This window comes from Candidatus Bathyarchaeota archaeon A05DMB-5 (assembly GCA_019685655.1).
In the GTDB taxonomy this organism is placed as follows: domain Archaea; phylum Thermoproteota; class Bathyarchaeia; order Bathyarchaeales; family Bathycorpusculaceae; genus DSLH01.
In genome coordinates this window covers 321559-340106 of the sequence record JABFQP010000001.1, presented here as the reverse complement: position 1 = coordinate 340106, position 18548 = coordinate 321559, and the positions used below count along the sequence as shown (strand labels likewise).

The 18548-nt window shown below is 38.8% G+C and carries 21 protein-coding genes and 1 tRNA gene; 16 read left to right on the top strand and 6 right to left on the bottom strand.

Annotated features, from left to right (window positions below; translation table 11 throughout):
- Positions 1 to 8: 8 nt before the first annotated feature.
- The 4 genes from HM003_02000 to HM003_01985 form a co-directional block, all read right to left on the bottom strand.
- Entirely contained in the window at positions 9 to 218 is a 210-nt protein-coding gene (locus HM003_02000; GenBank protein ID MBX5328114.1) for a hypothetical protein, read from the bottom strand.
- A 51-nt stretch (positions 219 to 269) separates the two neighbouring features.
- Positions 270 to 1184, bottom strand: coding sequence for a carbohydrate kinase family protein (locus tag HM003_01995; GenBank protein ID MBX5328113.1), 915 nt, complete (start codon positions 1182 to 1184; stop codon positions 270 to 272).
- A gap of 78 nt (positions 1185 to 1262) precedes the next feature.
- The gene (locus HM003_01990) at positions 1263 to 1607 is read right to left on the bottom strand and encodes a nascent polypeptide-associated complex protein (GenBank protein MBX5328112.1); all 345 of its coding nucleotides are present in this window, start codon (positions 1605 to 1607) and stop codon (positions 1263 to 1265) included.
- A 51-nt stretch (positions 1608 to 1658) separates the two neighbouring features.
- Complete coding sequence (locus HM003_01985) at positions 1659 to 2138, bottom strand: pseudouridine synthase (GenBank protein MBX5328111.1); 480 nt, start codon at positions 2136 to 2138, stop codon at positions 1659 to 1661.
- 75 nt (positions 2139 to 2213) lie between these two features.
- On the opposite strand from HM003_01985, the gene HM003_01980 reads away from it, so the two are divergent.
- The 6 genes from HM003_01980 (at position 2214) to HM003_01955 (ending at position 6461) form a co-directional block, all read left to right on the top strand.
- Positions 2214 to 2759 carry a TIGR00270 family protein gene (locus tag HM003_01980; GenBank protein ID MBX5328110.1) on the top strand — a complete coding sequence of 182 codons (546 nt, stop codon included), beginning with the start codon at positions 2214 to 2216 and terminating at the stop codon, positions 2757 to 2759.
- Positions 2753 to 4003, top strand: a complete 1251-nt coding sequence (hflX, locus tag HM003_01975; protein MBX5328109.1) for a GTPase HflX — start codon at positions 2753 to 2755, stop codon at positions 4001 to 4003. The genes HM003_01980 and hflX overlap by 7 nt, the downstream gene beginning before the upstream one ends.
- Positions 4004 to 4022: 19 nt before the next feature.
- The gene (locus HM003_01970) at positions 4023 to 4565 is read left to right on the top strand and encodes a tRNA (cytidine(56)-2'-O)-methyltransferase (GenBank protein ID MBX5328108.1); all 543 of its coding nucleotides are present in this window, start codon (positions 4023 to 4025) and stop codon (positions 4563 to 4565) included.
- Between the two features lie 69 nt (positions 4566 to 4634).
- On the top strand, positions 4635 to 5165 hold the full coding sequence (locus tag HM003_01965; GenBank protein ID MBX5328107.1) for a transcription factor: 531 nt from the start codon (positions 4635 to 4637) through the stop codon (positions 5163 to 5165).
- Positions 5158 to 5697, top strand: a complete 540-nt coding sequence (locus tag HM003_01960; GenBank protein ID MBX5328106.1) for a TIGR00295 family protein — start codon at positions 5158 to 5160, stop codon at positions 5695 to 5697. The genes HM003_01965 and HM003_01960 overlap by 8 nt, the downstream gene beginning before the upstream one ends.
- Entirely contained in the window at positions 5685 to 6461 is a 777-nt protein-coding gene (locus HM003_01955; protein ID MBX5328105.1) for a DUF2110 family protein, read from the top strand. The genes HM003_01960 and HM003_01955 overlap by 13 nt, the downstream gene beginning before the upstream one ends.
- An 8-nt stretch (positions 6462 to 6469) precedes the next feature.
- Here the strand turns inward: HM003_01955 and HM003_01950 are convergent.
- Positions 6470 to 6546, bottom strand: a tRNA-Val gene (locus tag HM003_01950).
- 148 nt (positions 6547 to 6694) lie between these two features.
- Here HM003_01950 and HM003_01945 point away from each other — a divergent pair.
- The 10 genes from HM003_01945 (at position 6695) to HM003_01900 (ending at position 17518) form a co-directional block, all read left to right on the top strand.
- Positions 6695 to 7768: an ATP-grasp domain-containing protein gene (locus HM003_01945; protein MBX5328104.1), complete on the top strand. Its 1074-nt coding sequence runs from the start codon at positions 6695 to 6697 to the stop codon at positions 7766 to 7768.
- Positions 7765 to 8259 (top strand): HAD family hydrolase, encoded by a 495-nt coding sequence (locus tag HM003_01940; protein MBX5328103.1) that lies wholly within the window; start codon positions 7765 to 7767, stop codon positions 8257 to 8259. Before HM003_01945 ends, HM003_01940 begins: the two co-directional genes overlap by 4 nt.
- Positions 8256 to 9242 carry a DUF354 domain-containing protein gene (locus HM003_01935; protein ID MBX5328102.1) on the top strand — a complete coding sequence of 329 codons (987 nt, stop codon included), beginning with the start codon at positions 8256 to 8258 and terminating at the stop codon, positions 9240 to 9242. Before HM003_01940 ends, HM003_01935 begins: the two co-directional genes overlap by 4 nt.
- Positions 9243 to 9315: 73 nt before the next feature.
- On the top strand, positions 9316 to 10176 hold the full coding sequence (locus HM003_01930; protein MBX5328101.1) for a GDP-mannose dehydrogenase: 861 nt from the start codon (positions 9316 to 9318) through the stop codon (positions 10174 to 10176).
- Positions 10177 to 10262: 86 nt separating this feature from the next.
- A complete protein-coding gene (locus tag HM003_01925; GenBank protein MBX5328100.1) occupies positions 10263 to 11204 on the top strand; it encodes a glycosyltransferase family 4 protein in 942 nt (313 codons plus the stop codon).
- On the top strand, positions 11205 to 12365 hold the full coding sequence (locus HM003_01920) for a glycosyltransferase family 4 protein (GenBank protein ID MBX5328099.1): 1161 nt from the start codon (positions 11205 to 11207) through the stop codon (positions 12363 to 12365).
- 1 nt (position 12366) lies between these two features.
- A complete protein-coding gene (locus HM003_01915; protein ID MBX5328098.1) occupies positions 12367 to 12888 on the top strand; it encodes a class I SAM-dependent methyltransferase in 522 nt (173 codons plus the stop codon).
- A gap of 131 nt (positions 12889 to 13019) precedes the next feature.
- The gene (locus HM003_01910) at positions 13020 to 14159 is read left to right on the top strand and encodes a glycosyltransferase family 2 protein (protein ID MBX5328097.1); all 1140 of its coding nucleotides are present in this window, start codon (positions 13020 to 13022) and stop codon (positions 14157 to 14159) included.
- A 343-nt stretch (positions 14160 to 14502) separates the two neighbouring features.
- The gene (locus HM003_01905) at positions 14503 to 15999 is read left to right on the top strand and encodes a GNAT family N-acetyltransferase (GenBank protein MBX5328096.1); all 1497 of its coding nucleotides are present in this window, start codon (positions 14503 to 14505) and stop codon (positions 15997 to 15999) included.
- A gap of 31 nt (positions 16000 to 16030) precedes the next feature.
- Entirely contained in the window at positions 16031 to 17518 is a 1488-nt protein-coding gene (locus tag HM003_01900; GenBank protein MBX5328095.1) for a hypothetical protein, read from the top strand.
- Here HM003_01900 and HM003_01895 read toward each other — a convergent pair.
- The gene (locus tag HM003_01895) at positions 17515 to 18387 is read right to left on the bottom strand and encodes a TrmB family transcriptional regulator (protein MBX5328094.1); all 873 of its coding nucleotides are present in this window, start codon (positions 18385 to 18387) and stop codon (positions 17515 to 17517) included. The genes HM003_01900 and HM003_01895 overlap by 4 nt on opposite strands.
- Positions 18388 to 18548 lie beyond the last annotated feature (161 nt).

Below are 18548 nucleotides of genomic sequence, written 5' to 3'. Positions count from 1 at the left end.
TCCTCCAGCTAAGCACTATAACGCCATTTTTCAAGCTGCTTATCCTTCTTTGTCTTCTTCTTAAACTCTTTATAATGCTCCTTACATAAGTAGGCACGCTTTTCGCCACTGCCAACTTTTAAACCTGCAGCTTTTACCTTATCAGTAGACAGAGAACGAACCGCTTCCTTGTTACAGTTGGATACACTGCACTTCACGCCTTTGTCAACCCGTCCCAAATTTTAACGCCCCTCTTATATACTCACAGTTTTAACGCAATACAATACGTGTCATCCTTTAATTTCTTTTTCATAAAGCATACGCGCTCTCTGATAAATTTGTTCTTTGTCACCAAAGAAAGTTGGACCCGGAGCCTCAACAACTAAAGATGCTACTGCAGCGCCTACACATGCACATCTCAGAAGGTTTTCGCCGTTTACATATTCTGCTAGGAAACCACCAATGAAGGCATCTCCTGCGCCTGTTGGGTCTACAACTTTTTCTGTTTTGCATGCTGGAATGTTGCAGATGCCATTTTCAACTGATAACACTGCGCCGTTCACGCCTAAAGTAACTATTACTGTTTCAACGCCATAATCATGAATTGCTTTTATGGCTGAATTAAGGTCTTGTTGGTTTGTGAGTGCTTCGATTTCGGCTTGTGAAGACTTGTAAATAGTTATGAGTTCTAGAATGTGCTTGTCAGTCGATGTTTTGGGAGAGACGTTTCCGTTTTCGTCAAAAGTGCGTATCAGTCCTTGCGGGTCGATTGATAAAGCTTCAGCGTGACGCTTCAGTTTTTCAGCTACTTCATATGTTATTTCGCCAGCTATGGGCGCAAGATGGATGACTTTGGCTTTCAGAGAATCCGGCACATCATCTGTGGTTATAGCTGGCGCTTTGCTGTTTAGCCGCAGTGTACGATTCAACAGACCATTATCGTATTTAAGTTCAAAACGCGTGGTCCTCGCATTTTCAACCTTAACCACAGTAGATAAGTCAACACCTTCTTGCCGAAGCCACCATAAGTAAGCAACCGGAAAATCATCACCGACTTTGGAAACAACAGCAACTCTAGCATCTAAACGCCTAGCCGCAAAAGAAACGTAAGCCACAGAACCGCCCAAAACAATAAAGGGCGCATGTCTATCTGGCAAGAAAATGGAGTCAATGCTGAAATGTCCAACAGAGACTATGTCAAACACTGAACAGTCCTGCCTCCAATCCAGAATACTATATATAACGACACTTAAAAGCAACGGAAAATAACTAAGATAGTGACCCTAGGATTGAAGCAGAAGGATAGCCTTAGCTAAATCTCCTCCGCTTTCTTCCAATGCTTTTCTGGCTTCTTCTAAGCTTTTACCTGTCTGGTCAGCCACGAGTCTTATGTCTTCCTCGGGTATGGTTAATTTGCGCTCAACTGTTTTTTCAGTGATTTTTCCACCAGTCACTTGATAGATTTTTTGTCCTTGAACAGCTAAAACAGCCACTTCGGGTTCTTCAATAACTATTTCTTTGTTTGATGTTTTGATGACAACTTCTTTAACTTCTTCAATTGCGTCCATGCTCATGCCCATGCGCTGCATCATGCGTTTTGCTTCACGAGGGCTAACGCGTCTATGCACAATGTTCACCTTCCACTAAACAATTGCCATTTAAACCTCATATACTTAACTCTATTCAGAACAGCCATGTCTAACTTTAACTGCAACGCCCCTTTTGAAAATTTTCATTTCCTCGCCTGACAAAATAGCCTTTCCAACAGCCAAAACCTTACCATTTTCATCGACAACGATGACCTCGTCTTTTGGGCGAATGCCACAATCAGCCTTCACGACATGCACTGCGAACACGTCGCCACCATCAGCGATAACCTCTGAAACCTCATTTTGAACAACGACAAAACATTTTACAGAGCAACCACTCTCGGCGATTCGCTTTGCACCAGCAATACTTAAGGAGAACAAGCCATCAGTTGGGCGAAGCGTTGCAAGTCTATGACCACTCAAATAGACATAGCGAATTCTGCCAGTTCGCTGTGAATAAACTATTTCTACATCGTTTGGAAAAAGCACTGCGCCTAGGCCCTTTCCAAACTGGTAGTCTGCAACACTTCTAATTCGTTTAAGAGCTTCTTCCAAACGCGTCAACACCATCACCCAATCCATCGTGATTTGACAAACTATAAACATAACCAAATTAATAAAAACAGTTTAGGTGCGTGCCAACAATTGCGGTGCGAAGTCTGCGGACGCAAAATCTTCGGCAAACCTTTAAGAGTCATAATTGAAGGAGCCAAGTTAACAGTATGCAACGAATGCTCCAAACATGGAACAACCATTTGGGAAGAAACAAAACCAAAAGTTGCGACACCAAAACCCAAAGCAACGCTTCAACCGCTGAAAACTCAAAGTAAAAAAACCACAGAAGCACCAGTAGACGCAGGTTTAGAACTCATAGAAAATTTTGATTCTAAAATAAGACAGGCAAGAGAAAAACTTGGACTTTCCCACGAAGAACTAGGCAAAAAAATAAACGAAAAAATCTCAGTGTTAAAAAAAATTGAAACTGGAAAAATCAAACCAGACAATGTGCTTACAACAAAACTTGAGCGCGCTCTCAAAGTCAGATTATTAGTTCCAGCATCAGAAGAAAAGACTCCGCAAACAAACATTACGAAAACATCAACCCGTGAATTAACATTAGGTGACTTAATCCAACTGAACAAAAAAGACACGGAGAGAGAGGAGGATAAAACCGAACGAAAGCAATCATAGTTCAACGCCGAAGAAATTTTGAACCATCAAGCTTAGAAGAACTCAAAAATCTAGCCGAATCAGCAGGATACACAATTGTCGGGAAGATGGAACAAATTCGAGAAGGCGACTCACGCTATCAAATAGGCGCTGGAAAAGTCAAAGAACTAGCGGAACTCGTGAAAGAAACCGGCGCTCAAAAGGTAATTTTTGACAATCCACTCAAACCAGTCCAATCTTATAATTTAGCAAAAGCTACTGGTGTAGAGGCAATCGACCGTTTTCAGCTAATTCTAGAAATCTTCACACGAAGAGCCACGACCACCGAAGCACAACTACAAATCCAATTAGCAAAACTTGGGTATGAACTAGCTCATGCAAAAGAAAGAGTAAGACTAGCAAAAAAAGGAGAACAACCCGGATTCATGGGACTCGGCGCTTACGAAGTGGATGTTTACTACGAGGCTGTAAAGAAACAAGTCCATACCGTACGTAAGAAGTTAAAGAAAATTCGGGAAAAACGCGTTTTGCACAGAGAAAGAAGGGCGGAGTTAGGCTTTTCATCGATTTCTTTGGCAGGATATACAAACGCTGGAAAAAGCTCACTGTTTAACGCATTAACAGAAGAAGAAGTACCGGTAGACACAACTCTATTCACAACTCTTTCCACAACAACCAGACTTGTGGAAATCTCAAAAAAGAAATTTCTATTAACCGACACTGTAGGCTTCATAGACCGCTTACCACTGACGCTCATAGAAGCTTTCCACTCAACACTCGAAGAAACCATATACGCAGACCTCATACTTCTAGTCATAGACGCAAGCGAACCAATATACACAATACACAAAAAACTCACAGTTTGCTTGGAAACAATAGAACGCATAGGTGCATCAGGCATCCCAATAATAACAGCACTAAACAAAATCGACCTAATATCCAAAGAAGAAACTTACCAGAAACTTGAAAACCTAGAAGAAACCGCTCCAAACCCCGTGCCAATATCAGCCCTTCATAAAAGCAACATTGACCTACTAAAAAACGAAATCCTAAAAATGTTGAAAAACTATGTCCAAGCCTCCATTATCATTCCAACAACAAATGAAACAATGCCATTCATATCATGGCTATTCAAAAGCACAGACGTAAAAACAATAAAATACACAGAAAACTCCGCCAACATCGTTTTTGAAGCAGTTCCATGGTTTGCAGAGAAAGTTAAAAAACATGTAGAAGAATTCAATGGAAAATTCGAGAAAATCTAAATGAAAGAGATGCAAGAAAATGCCAGAAGTGGTAGTTTTAAGGTGGGGGCACAGACCACGCAGAGACGCAAGACTCACAACTCATGTTGTGTTAACAGCCCGCGCGCTAGGAGCAACTGGCATGATATTGTCAGACATAGAAGATGAAAATATTAAGAAAACTCTAGAAAAAGTAACAAGAAACTGGGGAGGACCATTCTTTTTTGAAATGGGGATACCATGGAAAAAGGCTGTAAAAAATTGGAAGGCAAAAGACGGAATAGTTGTTCACTTAACAACCTACGGAGAAAACATTCAAACAAGCGACGTGTTGCAGAGAATCAAGTCTTCTGGAAAAAACATTTTAGTTATTGTTGGAAGCCAGAAAGTTCCAGCAGAATTCTTTCGAGAAACAGTGTCAGATTTTAATGTAGCTGTTGGGAATCAACCGCATTCAGAATGTGCAAGTCTCGCGGTGTTTCTTGACCGCTTATTTGAAGGAAAAGAGTTGGAGAAAAGCTTCAATGACGCAAAAGTTAGGATAATCCCTCAGAAAAGAGGCAAGAAAATTGTGAATTTCTGATTCTGATTGGAAAAAGAGATTTAAATTAAAGGTCACACATATATTATTTAGAAAACGAGTGTTCAATGTTTGAGCAAAAGGGTCACTATGTTATCAACTATTGATGATGCAACATTGATGAAAGTTGCAGAAGCTTTAGGTGAAGAAGATGCAATTAAATTAATCGAGATTTTGAAAAACTCAGATGAAATAACAGATGAGGAAATCGCCAACAAAACAGGAATAAGAATAAACTCCATCCGCAAAATCCTCTACAAACTCTATGACCATTCGCTAGTTAGTCTAAGAAGAACACGTGACCCAAAAACTGGCTGGTTCATATTCCACTGGAAACTACAATCCGACCAGCTTGAAGGCTTTATACTCAGCCAAAAACGGCGAGTCCTCGAAAAACTTAATATCAGACTCGAATACGAGAAAAACCATGATTTCTACTACTGCTATACACCCGGATGCAAGCGCATTCCATTCGAAGAAACCATGGAGCTTGTCTTCAAATGTCCAACATGCGGCAAACCATTGATGCATTATGAAAACGATAAGATTGTTCAAGCATTGACAAAGAAAGTCGAGCAGTTAAGGAAGGAACTCGGTGAGTGAAAAATTTCCAACAACCGACCAAGCCATATTACTTCTCCGTCAAAGCGGATGCACAAGAAACGTAATAAGACATTGTAAAGCAGTGGCAAAACTCGCAGTTGAAATTGCAAAAGTCTGTCAAGAACGCGGATTAAACGTAGATTTAGAACTTGTAGAAATAGGCGCCTTATTACATGACATTGGAAGAGCAAAAACCCACAGTGTCCACCACGCCATTACAGGAGCAGAAATTGCAAAAACACTAGACTTACCAGAACCAGTGATCTCCATAATAAAGAGACACGTGGGCGGCGGAATAACTATGGCAGAAGCGAAAAAACTTGGCTGGCCCAAGGACATTTACATTCCACAAACTCTAGAGGAAAAAATTGTTGCATACGCAGACAAGCTCATTGAAGGTTCACGGCGAGTATCTATAGAGAAAACCATAGAAAACTTTTCTAAAAAGTTGCCACCTTCCGCCATTACGAGAATACAAAAATTGCATAGAGAAATGCTGACATTGATTGGCGATTGCAAATGCATACCGTGACCTTATCTGTAAAAGCCTACAACAATTTTCATCTGAAGTATGTTAACAAGTTTTTAGAGAACTTGCTTAAGGATTTAAGAGTTGAAGCAAAAGTTTGTGGAGTTGCTCCTCGCGGATGGGTTCAAGTAAATGTTTCAGGCGAAGACGAACAAGTAGCGTTGCGTTATTTAGCTGATGAAGTGGGACTTTGCCCAACACATTTAAAATCTATTGGAAAATTCTCATTAGTAAAAGGGCGAATAGTAAACATGGACAAGAGAAAGGATAAACTCAGCGTAGACGTAGGCATTTTTGCACCAGAAATCGTTGACGCCACGGTTCCGTTGCAACATTTGCAAGCACAACTTGCGGATGGAAGGAAAGTGGCATTGCAAAAAATAGCTCAACTTTACGGTTTCCAAGAAAACCTCCCTTTAACCGTCAAAATCTCAAATGTGGATGAAGATGGCGGTGAGGTCGAAACGGTTCTTTCAGAAAAACAGCTTACCCAATATAAGCAATGGACAAAATCATTACAGGATAGACTCATAATTTTGGGAGCAACATTACAAGAAATTCAATCAGCCTTAAAAACAACAGGAATGAACCGTGACGTAGTGAGTATCGGACAACTGGGGTTATTTGAATATGCAATCGCATGCAAACTTGGAACGGACGCTGTCGGCTTAATTTCGAAAATTGGCAAGAAACTACCAACCGCCACTCTATCAGTTTTTAATCCAAAAAAAATAATAGAACCCCTCGAAGACAACTCAGCTTTCTGATAGTATTATGGTGGGCCGGGCCGGACTTGAACCAGCGACCTTTGGCTCGTAAAGCCAATGTCCTACCAAGCTAGACGACCGGCCCATCTTGTTCCTTCGGTTTAGACGTTTTTATTCTATTAAAGTTGACTGATTGGTAATAAATATAAATCGATTACTTCTTATACTGCAAAGAAAAGCGCAACAAACAATTTCGAACGGATGTTTAGGAATGAAGAATCTTAGGTGAGTGAATGAAAAGAATTATGGTTACTGGGGCTGGCGGACCCGCCGGAATAAACTTTGTCATATCGCTTCGAATTGCGCCGGAAAAAATGTTCGTTGTCGGAACAGAAGCGAATCCACATTTTGTTTATTTAGCTCCCACAGACAAGAAGTATCTGGTTCCGAAGGCAACAGAACATCTTTACATTGACAAATTAAACGAGTTAATAGAGAAAGAAAAAATCGAATTTCTGCATCCACAACCCGACATTGAAGTGCAAGTTACTTCGGAAAATCGCGAAAAACTCAAAGCAAAAACGTTTCTGCCATCAAAAAAGGCAGTGAAAGCATGCCAAGACAAGCTGGAATCCGCACAAATCTGGCAAAACAAAGGCATCCCAGTGGCGAGAACTATGGCTTTATTCAAAGAGCAAGACATAGAAGAAGCCTTTCAAGAGCTCGGAAATCCCATTTGGATTAGAGCCAGACACGGCGCTGGCGGAAGAGGAAGCACACCAGCCAACAACAAAGAAACAGCCATCTCATGGATTAACTATTGGAAATCACGCAACGTCAATTGGGAATTCATCGCCCAAGAACATTTGCCAGGAAGAAACATTGGATTTCATAGCTTATGGAAAAACGGCGAACTCGTAACCTCAATGGCGAGAGAACGAATCGAATATATATATCCATATCTGGCTCCTTCAGGCATAACAGGCACGCCAGCCGTTCAAAAAACAGTACATGACAAGGAAGTAAATCGAATAGGAACAGAAGCAGTGTTAGCCATCGACCCAAACTTCACCGGAATAGCTTGTGTAGACCTAAAAGAAAACAAGTATGGAGTTCCATGTGCAACTGAAATCAACGCGGGAAGAATGTTCACAACATCCTTCTTCTTTTCTTACGCAAGCAAAATCCTACGCAAAGACTACTATGCAAACATTCCATATTTATATGTTAAACTCGCCTATGATGAAAGAATCCCAGAAATACCAAAATATGATGTACTGCCAGAAAACACCTATTGGATTCGCCACATTGATGCGCCAGCGAAACTGGTTCGAAACGGGAAAATAATCGGGGAAATGTACCGTTGATTAAGGCTGCTGTATTCGACCTTGATGGAACAATAATACACTTGCCAATAGATTACGAGAAACTTTTCAAAGAGTTTAGCAAAATTATGAAAACAGAGGAAGTGCGACCGCTAACAGAAAAGATTTCTAAGCTGGATAAGAAAGCAAGGGAAAGAGCTTTTGAGGTTTGGGACAGTTTCGAATTGGAAGCGCTGAGAAAGTTTACAGTAAACAAAGAAGGGATTATGCTTTTCCAGAGATTTTCTGAAATTCCTAAGGCGCTTGTGACAATGCAAGGCAAAAAGTTAGTTGAAAACATAACCGAACGCTTAGACTTGTCATTCAATTTCACGATAACCAGAGAAGACAGCCTTGACAGAACAAAACAATTGCAGAAAGCTGCACAAATGTTAGAAATCCATCCCCAAAATATTCTATTTGTAGGTAACACTAATGAAGATTATCTTGCTGCAAAAAAAATTGGATGCCAATTTGTGAGGGTTAATAAATGAAAATATGGTATGATGCTTGCACAGGCAAACACGTGAGATATGCCGTAGCCGTGGCGAGAAAACTTCGGACTTTGGGGCACGAAATCATTTTAACTACCAGAAGGCATCCAGATACGTTACCCTTAGCAGAATTTTTAAATGAAAAATTTATTGTTGCAGGTAAATACAATCCGAAATCATTACTAACGAGATTAAAAGAAGGGACAGTCCGTCAGCTAATGTTCTGCAAAATTTTTGAAAAAGAGACCCCTAAAGTAGCCATTTCTCATGGCTCTGTGGACTTATGCAGAGTGGCTTTTGGTTTAGGAGCGAAAGTTATTACAACTGTTGATACGCCTTACGCGGAGGCTGTACATAGGCTTACATTACCCTTGTCAGATTATGTTGTGGTTTCTGAGGCGATTCCAAAAGAAAACTTACAAGCTTACGGTATTAAAGGAGAAATTGTGAGTTTTAACGGTGTAGACGAAGTAGCTTGGATAAAGAACTGTAAACCAAAAGTTTGGTATGATTTCGGAGAACCGTTGATTGTGGTTAGACAATTAGAGGAAAAGGCTGTTTACACAAAGAAAGCAGTTGACATGATTTCTTTGGCAAAAAAGTTAACAAAGCTTGGAAAAGTTGTCTTTCTATCGAGGTATCACCGAAAAACTGTTAACGACTTGATCGTTCCAAACGAATTTGTGGATTCAGCAAGTTTAGTGGCCCAAGCAGACTTATTTGTGGGCGTTGGAGGAACAATCACAAGAGAAGCGGCCTTGCAAGGAACACCCGCCATAATTGTGAACACTTTTCAACAACAGTACGTGAATGACTTTTTAATGGAAAAAGGATTTCCAATCGTGAAAGTTAATCCTTCCGAAGTAGTGAAAACAGCCAAGGAACTTTTAGGCAAAAAACGTGACACACGACAATTGGTGGATAAGCTTGAAAATCCGGTTGACATCATTGGAAAAATCGTGCAAAGATTGAAGACCACGTAAAGTTATTGAAAGGTGTATTCGACGTAAGTTTATATGTGACTCAATGTTATTTGAAAATCTCCGGTGAACGTTTATGCCAAAAGAGAGCGTTTTAATTGTCGGCTTAGGCGAAGTGGGCGGTGCCCTCTTTGAATTATTCAGAGAAAGCGGAAAATTTGAAGTGCACGGTTTTGATTTGGACAAGAAGAAAATGCGAGAGATTTCAGGAGCAATGAAACTTCCAAAGATGGTTGACGTGATGCATATTTGTTATCCGTGCACAAAACAAGAAACATTTGTCAAAGTAACAATAGATTACATTAAAAAGATTAATCCAAAACTAACAATAATAGAAAGCACGGTGCCGCCGCTTACAACTCAGAAAATTTACGAAGCTACCAAATCGCATGTGGTTCATTCTCCAATTCGCGGAATGCACCAATCCGTGGAGTCCATGAAGAGAGACATAATGTTCTGGAGCAAATACATTGGCGGCTTCACAAAAGAGGCAACGGAAAGAGCCCAAAAACACTATGAAAAGCTTGGATTGAAAGTCAATGTTCTTAAAAGCCCGGTGGAAACGGAGTTGGCGAAGCTTTTCGAAACAACTTATAGGGCTTGGATGATTGTTTGTTTCCAAGAAATGCATCGCATTTCACGGCGCTTCAATGCGGATTTTGATGAAGTTGTGGATATGCTGGAAGATATACATCGACTGAGATTGAACAAACCTATTCATTATCCAGACGTTATTGGTGGACACTGTCTGATACCGAACACTGAACTGTTGTTAAGTGTTTATGACTCGAAATTTCTGCGTTTGATTTTAGAGTCGAACGAAAAGAGAAAAAAAGAAATTAAAGACAAAATTGTAAAGGGCGAGATTGAGAAGGTTAAGAAGAGAGCTGACACGCTTCAAAAAGAATTAATGAGTAAATTGGGAAAGCATTCTTAGGCATGGCTTACTCAAATTACTAATTCATTTTATGTTTTTTGAAAATATTTAAGGTAGGATAAAGTGTGTAGTTTAATGGTGCTGCAATGAAGGTTGTCATGATTAACGACTGCGCTTTTGTCGGAGAAACCTTGCTAAAGTACATGCCCTCAGACATTGAAAAGCACCATATTAAGCGCAGTAGAGGATTATGGAGCAAAACTTTCAGTTTAGCCTACAAAATTTTGAAAGCGAAAGGCGACGTGTACCATGTTCATTATCTTCTTCAAGATTGTTACATTGCCGCACGTTTGGAAAAGAAACCATTAATTGGACATGCACATGGCAGTGATTTGAGAAACAGCCTTAAGCATCCTTTGTGGGGTAGAATAGTTAGGCATAATTTAAAAAAATGTGACAAAGTTTTGGTGAGCACGCCGGATGTTCTTGGTATAGCAAGACAGTTCAGAGAAGACGCTGAGTATTTACCCAACCCTGTTGACACAGAGATTTTTTACCCAAAACCTCTTGCAGAACACGATGGGAAGAAGAGAGTGCTTATTGCAAGCGATTCAAACTGGAAGGTGAAGGGTACAGATGTGGCAATACGAGCTCTGGGCAAGATCAAAGATGGAGTTGAAGTTAACATCATTAGATACGGCGTGGATTTTGAAAGAACCTTAAGTTTAGCTTACTCGCTTGGTTTACATGTTAACATGCTGCCAAAAATTCCTCACGAAAAACTAAACCAATACTACTGGGACGCGGATGTAGTTATCGACAGATTTAAACTGGGGTCATTGGGTGTTGTTTCGTTAGAAGCAATAGCGTGCGGCAGACCAGTAATAGCACATGTCTCATCAGCATATCCCGAGTACAACAGCTTTCCATTAAAAGATGTCACAACAGAGAATGAAATTGTAAAGGCTATAGAAAACGCAGATAACGATTTGTGGAAAAAAGAATACGATTATTTCAAGACAAGGCATACGATAAATGTGATTTTGGAAAGGTTGCTAAAAATTTATTATTCTGTGAGGGGTTGCTAAATGCGCGTGCTTCTCACATCCACAGATAACCCTTACATAACGCATCTTGGAGGAAAACACGTTCACCTACTACTGTTGGAACAAGGATTAAGAGAAATAGGTGTTGGAGTTATCACGCTTTATTACAATCCAAAAAGTTTGAGGGAATTAATCAAACGAAGCACCTTGCTTCTATTAAAGGACAAATATGGTTACAAGTCCAAACTCAAGTGGATGATAGACTACTTGCGAAGGCGCATCCCACAAAACGCCTTTGACGTAATACACGCTCACGATGTCTTATCATTAATAAGCACCGCAGAAAAACCTCAAAAGAAAGTATTAACCCTTCACGGTTATTTTGCAAGAGAAAACATAGAATTTATAAAAAACGAAGAAGCCCGTGAAGAACTATATCCATATCTTTTGCAACTTGAAAAAGAGGGAATGAAAAATGCAGATTATGTGATCACTGTTGACCAGCGATTGAAAGAATATGTTATTTCAGAATTTAATTATCCCTTTGACAAGATTAGTGTAATGCATAACGCTGTTGATACAAACTTATTCAAACCAGTTTCAGAAGAAGAACAAAAGAAACTGAAGAAGACTTTTGGATTCGGCGAAAATAACATAATTATTTTAGTGGCTAGAAGGCTTGTGGAAAAGAATGGCGTAATTTATGCTGTTCAAGCTATGAGACACATAGAAAATGAAAAAATAAGAATGGTCATTGCTGGAGATGGCCCAGAAAAAGATAAGGTAATGAAAGAAGCAAGGGAAGATGGTAGAATATTTTTTGCTGGGTTAGTTCCCCATAACAAAATTGCGCCTTACTACAAGATGGCAGATATTATCCTAATACCCTCAATAACTTCTCACGACATCCAAGAAGCTACATCGCTTGCCATGCTGGAAGGAATGGCTTGCGGCAAAGTCGCTATATGCTCTAACATCGGCGGAATGCGCGAAATCATCAATCATATGAAAAATGGAATACTCACGAAAGAGAAAGACCCGAAAAACATAGCAGAAGCGATTGAAGCTATTACGGAAAATAAAGAATTAACGCTAGAATTAGGAAGACAAGCAAGAGAATATGTGCTAAAAAACCACTCCTATATGGCTCATGCCACAAAAGTTTACGATGTATACCAAGATGTATTGGAGGCGAAAAAATAGATTGCTAATTTTAGATGTGGGTTCTGGGACAGACAAGCTTGACATAGCAAGGGGTAATATTTGCATAGACTTATGCAAACATCCGGAGAATAGGCCAGAAAATTTTGTTTGCGGAGATGCCCACCATCTCCCATTTAAAGCAGAAATTTTTTATAAAATATGCTTTTATGAATTAATCGAACATGTGGAAAGCCCAATACAATGCCTAAGAGAGATATATAGAGTTTTAAAGAAAAGAGGTATCTTGGAATTAAGCACCCCAAACATTTTTCATTGGAGAATCATAATTAGACAGATAAGAGGTTTACCTCAAGTTCTTAGCGATAGGGGTTACATAGCTTGCTGGTCTAGAACTGAAATGGAAAATGTTTTGTTGAATGCTGACTTTTCACACATCAAATTCAGATATACCACCTTACCTCTAGTTTTTAGTCCACATAAAACATTGGACAAAATCGCAAAGCTAATCTTACCTTCGACTATAAGCGAAAAAAATGTTATAGTTACAGCTATCAAGGGTTAAGAACGCAATGATAAATGATGTTGCTCCCTTTGTGTCAATTCGAAGCCACATATACGTAAGGTTCAGTTCACCGTTATTCTCTAACTCTTTTTATTGCATAATAAAACACGTCTTCTAAGGTGGAATAAACAATGATCGAAACCCCCGAAATTTCGGTGCTGATGCCAACATTCAATGACGCAAAATACATACGCAACGCAATGGAAAGCCTTCTAAATCAGAGTTACAAGAAGTGGGAATTGATAATAATAGACGATGGTTCCGTAGACGATACGCCAACCATTATCAATAGATTTGTGGATGACAGAATCATCTATCTGCGACAAAAAAATAGCGGACAGTTGAACGCTTTAATGAACGGTGCTAAATTTTTGCGAGGTAAGTTCGTTACAATCCTACATTCCGACGATGAGTTTCTAGATAAAATGGCATTAGAAAGAACCATTTCACAATTGAAAAGCCAAAATTACGACGGTGTTTTTGCTGATTTATACCAAATGGACGAGGAGGGAGAGGTTAATGGAATAGCAAGAACTGTAAGTTTTATTGACTTCTTCTCGCCTGCAGTATTGTTTCTAAATAGAGGGTCAAATATAGCTTCTGATGTATTTTTTGTTAAAAGAGTAGCGTTTCAAAACGTGATTTCAACTTATATTACTTGGAATATGCCTTATTGGTTAAAATTTAGCGAGAAAACCGTTGCTGTTTTGAAATTAAAAAAAATAAAACCATGGTATAAATATCGAGTATATCCGGAAAATTATGCTAGATCTGACGTTGGAAAGTTTGAAACTGTAAACGGGTGCTTAAGAACGATAATTGAAATCAGCAAACGATTGAATTTCCCATTTTTAAAACTTCAAAAAGTAGGAATCAAAGCTTTTAAAAGATGGTCAAAACCATTCTTTACTCAGAAACCCAGTTCTCCTAAATGCTTGTTGGATATGATTAAGCTTGTTTTGCACTCTTATTATGATGAGATTCCAAAAAATCCTTATTTTGAAGCTTTGCTTGGATTCTATACAAACTTTCCATCAAATCGAACAATAAATTTGCAATTCAAAGACACAGAAGAAATATTTCAAGGAAAAGACGCTCGAATTTTCTTAAATTTAATGAATAAAAACATGCTGCCTTCCTATTTGAATTTCCTTCTCACAGAAGCAGCTAATGGATTCGGAAAGGTTATCGTAACAAATAGAAAAGATTATCAAAAGGCAGTGGATACAATGCGATTCTTAAATCTACTAACTTCAATTGTTATAGAATGACTTAAAACCGATAATTTTAGAAAAACATCTCTCCTTAAAAACAACATAAAGTAAAACATCATTATACAAAAATCTAAACTAGTTTTGGAGAGATATCATGAGAACCATTGAGTAGTGTAAACAGAATTATTAGTTACTGGCGCGAATAGTTTATCGAGTTCGCCAAGAATAGTCCATGATCATTTCATTCTGTAATATTAGAGTAAGTATTATATCCTCAAAAAATGAAATAAAAGCTGATTAGAGGCCTTCTCACAAAATTTCTTGGCAGACTTAAAAAATGCATAAAGGGTTTATAAACGTAGAATCTAATTTCATCTAAAAGTGGCAAATGGAGACGACATTGATAGAATTAAGAATTGACGTGGACTATCCTTATCCTTCGAGAGCCAGGAGCTTCATTTATACAGCTTTAAACATTAAAGTCGGTAAGGATTATCTAAAGAATTCAAAGATACTTGCTAGAATGATTAACGAATCGCCAAGGAAGGTTAAAGCTTACTGGTTTTTTACGCCAAAAACAATCCCAGACAAAGAATTGCTAAGCTTACTGGATAATGAAAGGCATGAAGTAGCTCTTCACATCGCAAACGATCCATGCAAAGAGTTGTCAATGCTGGAACAAGTAACAAACAGAAAAATACGCTACTACACGATTCATGGAACTGCCCGCTTCTTGGCAAGAATAATGTGGAAGCGATGGAAAGCGAAAGCGCCAAAAATCCCAGAAAACTTTCCGCTACAGTCTTTTTACCAGTTTCCCACGGAAGGCTTAGACATTCTCTGCTACAACCACAATCAAGAAACGGCAACAAAAATTGCAGAAGATTACATTGGAAAAGGACGTGTCTTGCATATTCATCCGATATGGCTTTTTCAAAGAGGAAAAATAAACCGCAGAGGACCTTACTACGAAACGTTGAGAAGAATTTTGAATGCAGACAAAGAATTTGAAACGCTGGAAATGCGCAAGAAAATCTTTTTAAAGATAGCAAGAGACGCCAAAGAATATGAAAGAAACGTAATTCCCCATGAGAGATTTCTTGAGAAACTTAGGGAAAGAGGTGTGGACATATTCACATTTATTGAGAGAAAATGGTGCCATGCAATTCCAAACCCTGCTAAAGACTGGATAAAAGTAAACGACAATGTTGGGCTTCTGCAAGTAAAAAGTTATGAAGAATGGTGGAGTAGCATAGGGAAAAAAACGCGAAACATGGTTCGTAAAGCAGAAAAAAGCGGAATCAAAGCAGAAATAGTAGAGCCAAGCGTGAAACTGGCAGAAGGCATCTGGAAAATCTACAATGAAACACCAATACGACAAGAAAGAGGATTTCCACATTTTGGAACACCCTTAGACGCTGTAAAAAAGATGGTATTTTCGTCACAGAACTGCACATTTATTGGAGCATTTCTTCAAGAGGAACTGGTAGGATTTATACAGCTTGTTCACGGAGATAACGTAGCCATTATCTCGCAAATACTTTCACTTCAGAAACATTGGGACAAAGCAGTCAACAACGCGTTAGTGGCTAAGGCGGTTGAGGTTTGCGCAGACAAGGGTGTTCAGTGGCTTATGTATGGTAGAATGGGAAATCATCCATCGCTTGACAAATTCAAAGAAAGTAATGGAGTCGTCAAGTTTGCTCTTACGCGATATTGTATACCTTTAACAAGAAAAGGAGTGATAGCCACAAAACTTGGATTGCACAAGGAAATTAAGGACACCTTCCCACAATCAGTAAAATATCTGCTTATCCCAATTTACAATTGGGTTAGCAGAACAAAAACGAAAATTAAGCTACTCTCAAAACCGGCACAAAACAAATTACCGTCTTGAGTACACTCATTAAGGTAAACAAGGTGACTCTTTGACAAAAAAAGAACTTCGCCTACAATATTCTGGATTTATACTTTTTACGGCTAAACTGCTAAGCGTAGCAACTGGCATCGCTTTCACGTTCATGTTAGTGCGTTCTGTGTCTCAAGTTGATTATGGAGCATGGGGAACATTCAACATTATAATGCCGTATTTCATATTGCTATCAACGGCTTTTCCCTTCTGGATTATGCGCTTCGTAGCCAGAGATAAAGAGGGTGCTGCCAAAACTGGAATTTTTGCGAACATGCTGTTAGGCGTTGCTGCAGCACTTGTTTACTTTGCAATGCTCCCTCTCTTAATTCCAACATTTAACATTGGAAACTATGTTTTACTTTTTAGTGCTGCTGCAATTTACATCGTAGAAAACTATTTTGTTGTAGCTTTAGAAGCATGCATACAAGCTCAGAAACCACATTTTGTAGGGTACGGTTTGCTGGTGGGCGAAGTTTGTAAAGTTTTGTTGGCTTTTATTTTGATAATAGAATTGCAATTTTCTCTTTTAGGCGCGCTAATAAGCATTATGGTAGCATTTGCTGTTAAAATCGCGTTTTACATTAAGGAAGTTGCGGCTGAACTGAAAAAGAAAATAGCTTTTAGCTACATTCGAGAATGGGTTAAGGGTTCAACATTCAACATATACAATTTGATAGGCGACAGGATAGCTGCAATCATATTCTTAATGCTTCCAATTTATGGAGGAGAAATAGCGCCAAGCTATTACCAAGCTGCCATAATAATTGCAAACATAATAACATACTCCACGTTTTTGGCATACGCGCTATATCCTAAACTTCTAGCTGAAAACAAAATGGAAGATGTAACAGCGGCAATAAAAATGGTCATGATGTTCGCAATTCCCATGACTGCAGGTGTGTTAGTCATGGCAGATTCTTACCTTGTTATCCAGAAAGAAGTCTATAAAGATGCTACGTTAGTTTTGATGATTTTGGGGATAGACGCGCTAATACTCACAATCTCGAATATCTATGCTTCCACACTTTATGGAATTGAAAAAATAGATGAAAAAGCGAAAATACCATTCAAGCAGGTTGCAAAAAGCCGCATGTTTATTGCCTTTTCCTTGCCTTATGCTCATTCAGCGATAACTTTGCCAACAACCTTCTATCTTTTGACTAATTTTGCGAGGAATCAGCCTTTGCTAGCTACAATATACGTCACTGCAGTTAACACAGTGGCTCATCTTGCAATGTTCGTAGTGTTATATGTCCTTGTGCATAAGGCAGTTAAGGTAGAAGTTCCTTGGAAGGCTATTGCAAAATACACGGTAGCTTCAATTGCTATGGCAGTGTTTTTGTTTATAATTCCACATCCAACGACTATCTTTTTGACGATAGGAGTAACAGTAATTGGTGGAATAATTTATTCAGCAATATTGTTGACTATAGATTGCGAAGCTAGAACGTTAATAAAAACTGTGTTGCATGAGACTGTAAATAGATTGAAGAGGAAAGTCTAAGCGTTATTGTTCCATAATTCTAGAAAGAGTGTTTTTAAGGCTTTAATGAAAGCGTCATAGTTGGTCCATAAGGCTGCAACTCGTTTCTTTCCATTATTTGTTCTTATTAACAAAACAAGTTGACTATTGTCTGTGAGTATAAACGTCGGTAGTTCATCGACGTTTGAAAGCGAGTACTTTGCTTTTTTCAATTTTATTTTCTCGATAAAGAAGTAGCTTTTTGGAGAATAGTTGGTTAATAATTGAACATCCACGTCTTTTTTGGAGATTTTTTCAAGTTTGTCCAAGAGCCCGTGGTGATAGAAGTTGGGTATGTCATGTTCAGATACAAATATGGAAACTTCCCTTTCTGCGGTGTTCAATATTTCATCTGCTTTTAAGCTAATTTGCTCCTCGCCTTCGAGTATTTGGAACACTTCTTTTCTTTCGTTTTCCGTTTCTGGTTTAGGAAGAGAAAGCCAAATGTCAACAAGGTTTGCTTTGCGTTTTTCCAGAAGACTTAGCTTCATTTTCTTGGTTTCAATAAGTATGTCTAGAGCCTTTTCAAACGGCGTCGCAATAAACTTTAATGGTTTCTCAAAAACAGAGGATATTAACCCTTTTTTCTCGAGGTCGCGCAAGATTCTGTAGGTTTCAGTTCTGTGAAGGGATAACCCTTCGGAAATTTCACTTGCTTTGCGCTCGCCTGCTCTTGCAAGATAAACGTAAACTTTTATTTCATTCTTTGATAAGCCAAGCCTATAAAGTGTTTTCTCGATAATTTCAAGCGATTTAGAGAGTCCTTTGTCTGTTTTGATAAATCGCCATGAGCCGGTATTCTCGTCGTATAGTTTCATGATGTTTTCAGGTTTTTCCACGGATAATTCCATTTTGACCCTTCTTGTAGCCTTGCTCCTTATTCGAACTCCGAGGCAGAATCCGATTTCGCGAAGTTTGTATTTTATACTTTTGAATTCGAAATATGAATTAAAAATTCACATACGGAATCCTTCTTCAATCGACAAAGTTTTAACCACAAGACCATAAGTTA

Coding starts and splice junctions, on each gene's coding strand:
- HM003_01985 (MBX5328111.1), bottom strand. CDS start 2,138: ATGGTGTTGACGCGTTTGGAAGAAGCTCTTAAACGAATTAGAAGTGTT.
- HM003_01970 (MBX5328108.1), top strand. CDS start 4,023: ATGCCAGAAGTGGTAGTTTTAAGGTGGGGGCACAGACCACGCAGAGAC.
- HM003_01955 (MBX5328105.1), top strand. CDS start 5,685: ATGCATACCGTGACCTTATCTGTAAAAGCCTACAACAATTTTCATCTG.
- HM003_01945 (MBX5328104.1), top strand. CDS start 6,695: ATGAAAAGAATTATGGTTACTGGGGCTGGCGGACCCGCCGGAATAAAC.
- HM003_01935 (MBX5328102.1), top strand. CDS start 8,256: ATGAAAATATGGTATGATGCTTGCACAGGCAAACACGTGAGATATGCC.
- HM003_01930 (MBX5328101.1), top strand. CDS start 9,316: ATGCCAAAAGAGAGCGTTTTAATTGTCGGCTTAGGCGAAGTGGGCGGT.
- HM003_01925 (MBX5328100.1), top strand. CDS start 10,263: ATGAAGGTTGTCATGATTAACGACTGCGCTTTTGTCGGAGAAACCTTG.
- HM003_01920 (MBX5328099.1), top strand. CDS start 11,205: ATGCGCGTGCTTCTCACATCCACAGATAACCCTTACATAACGCATCTT.
- HM003_01910 (MBX5328097.1), top strand. CDS start 13,020: ATGATCGAAACCCCCGAAATTTCGGTGCTGATGCCAACATTCAATGAC.
- HM003_01895 (MBX5328094.1), bottom strand. CDS start 18,387: ATGGAATTATCCGTGGAAAAACCTGAAAACATCATGAAACTATACGAC.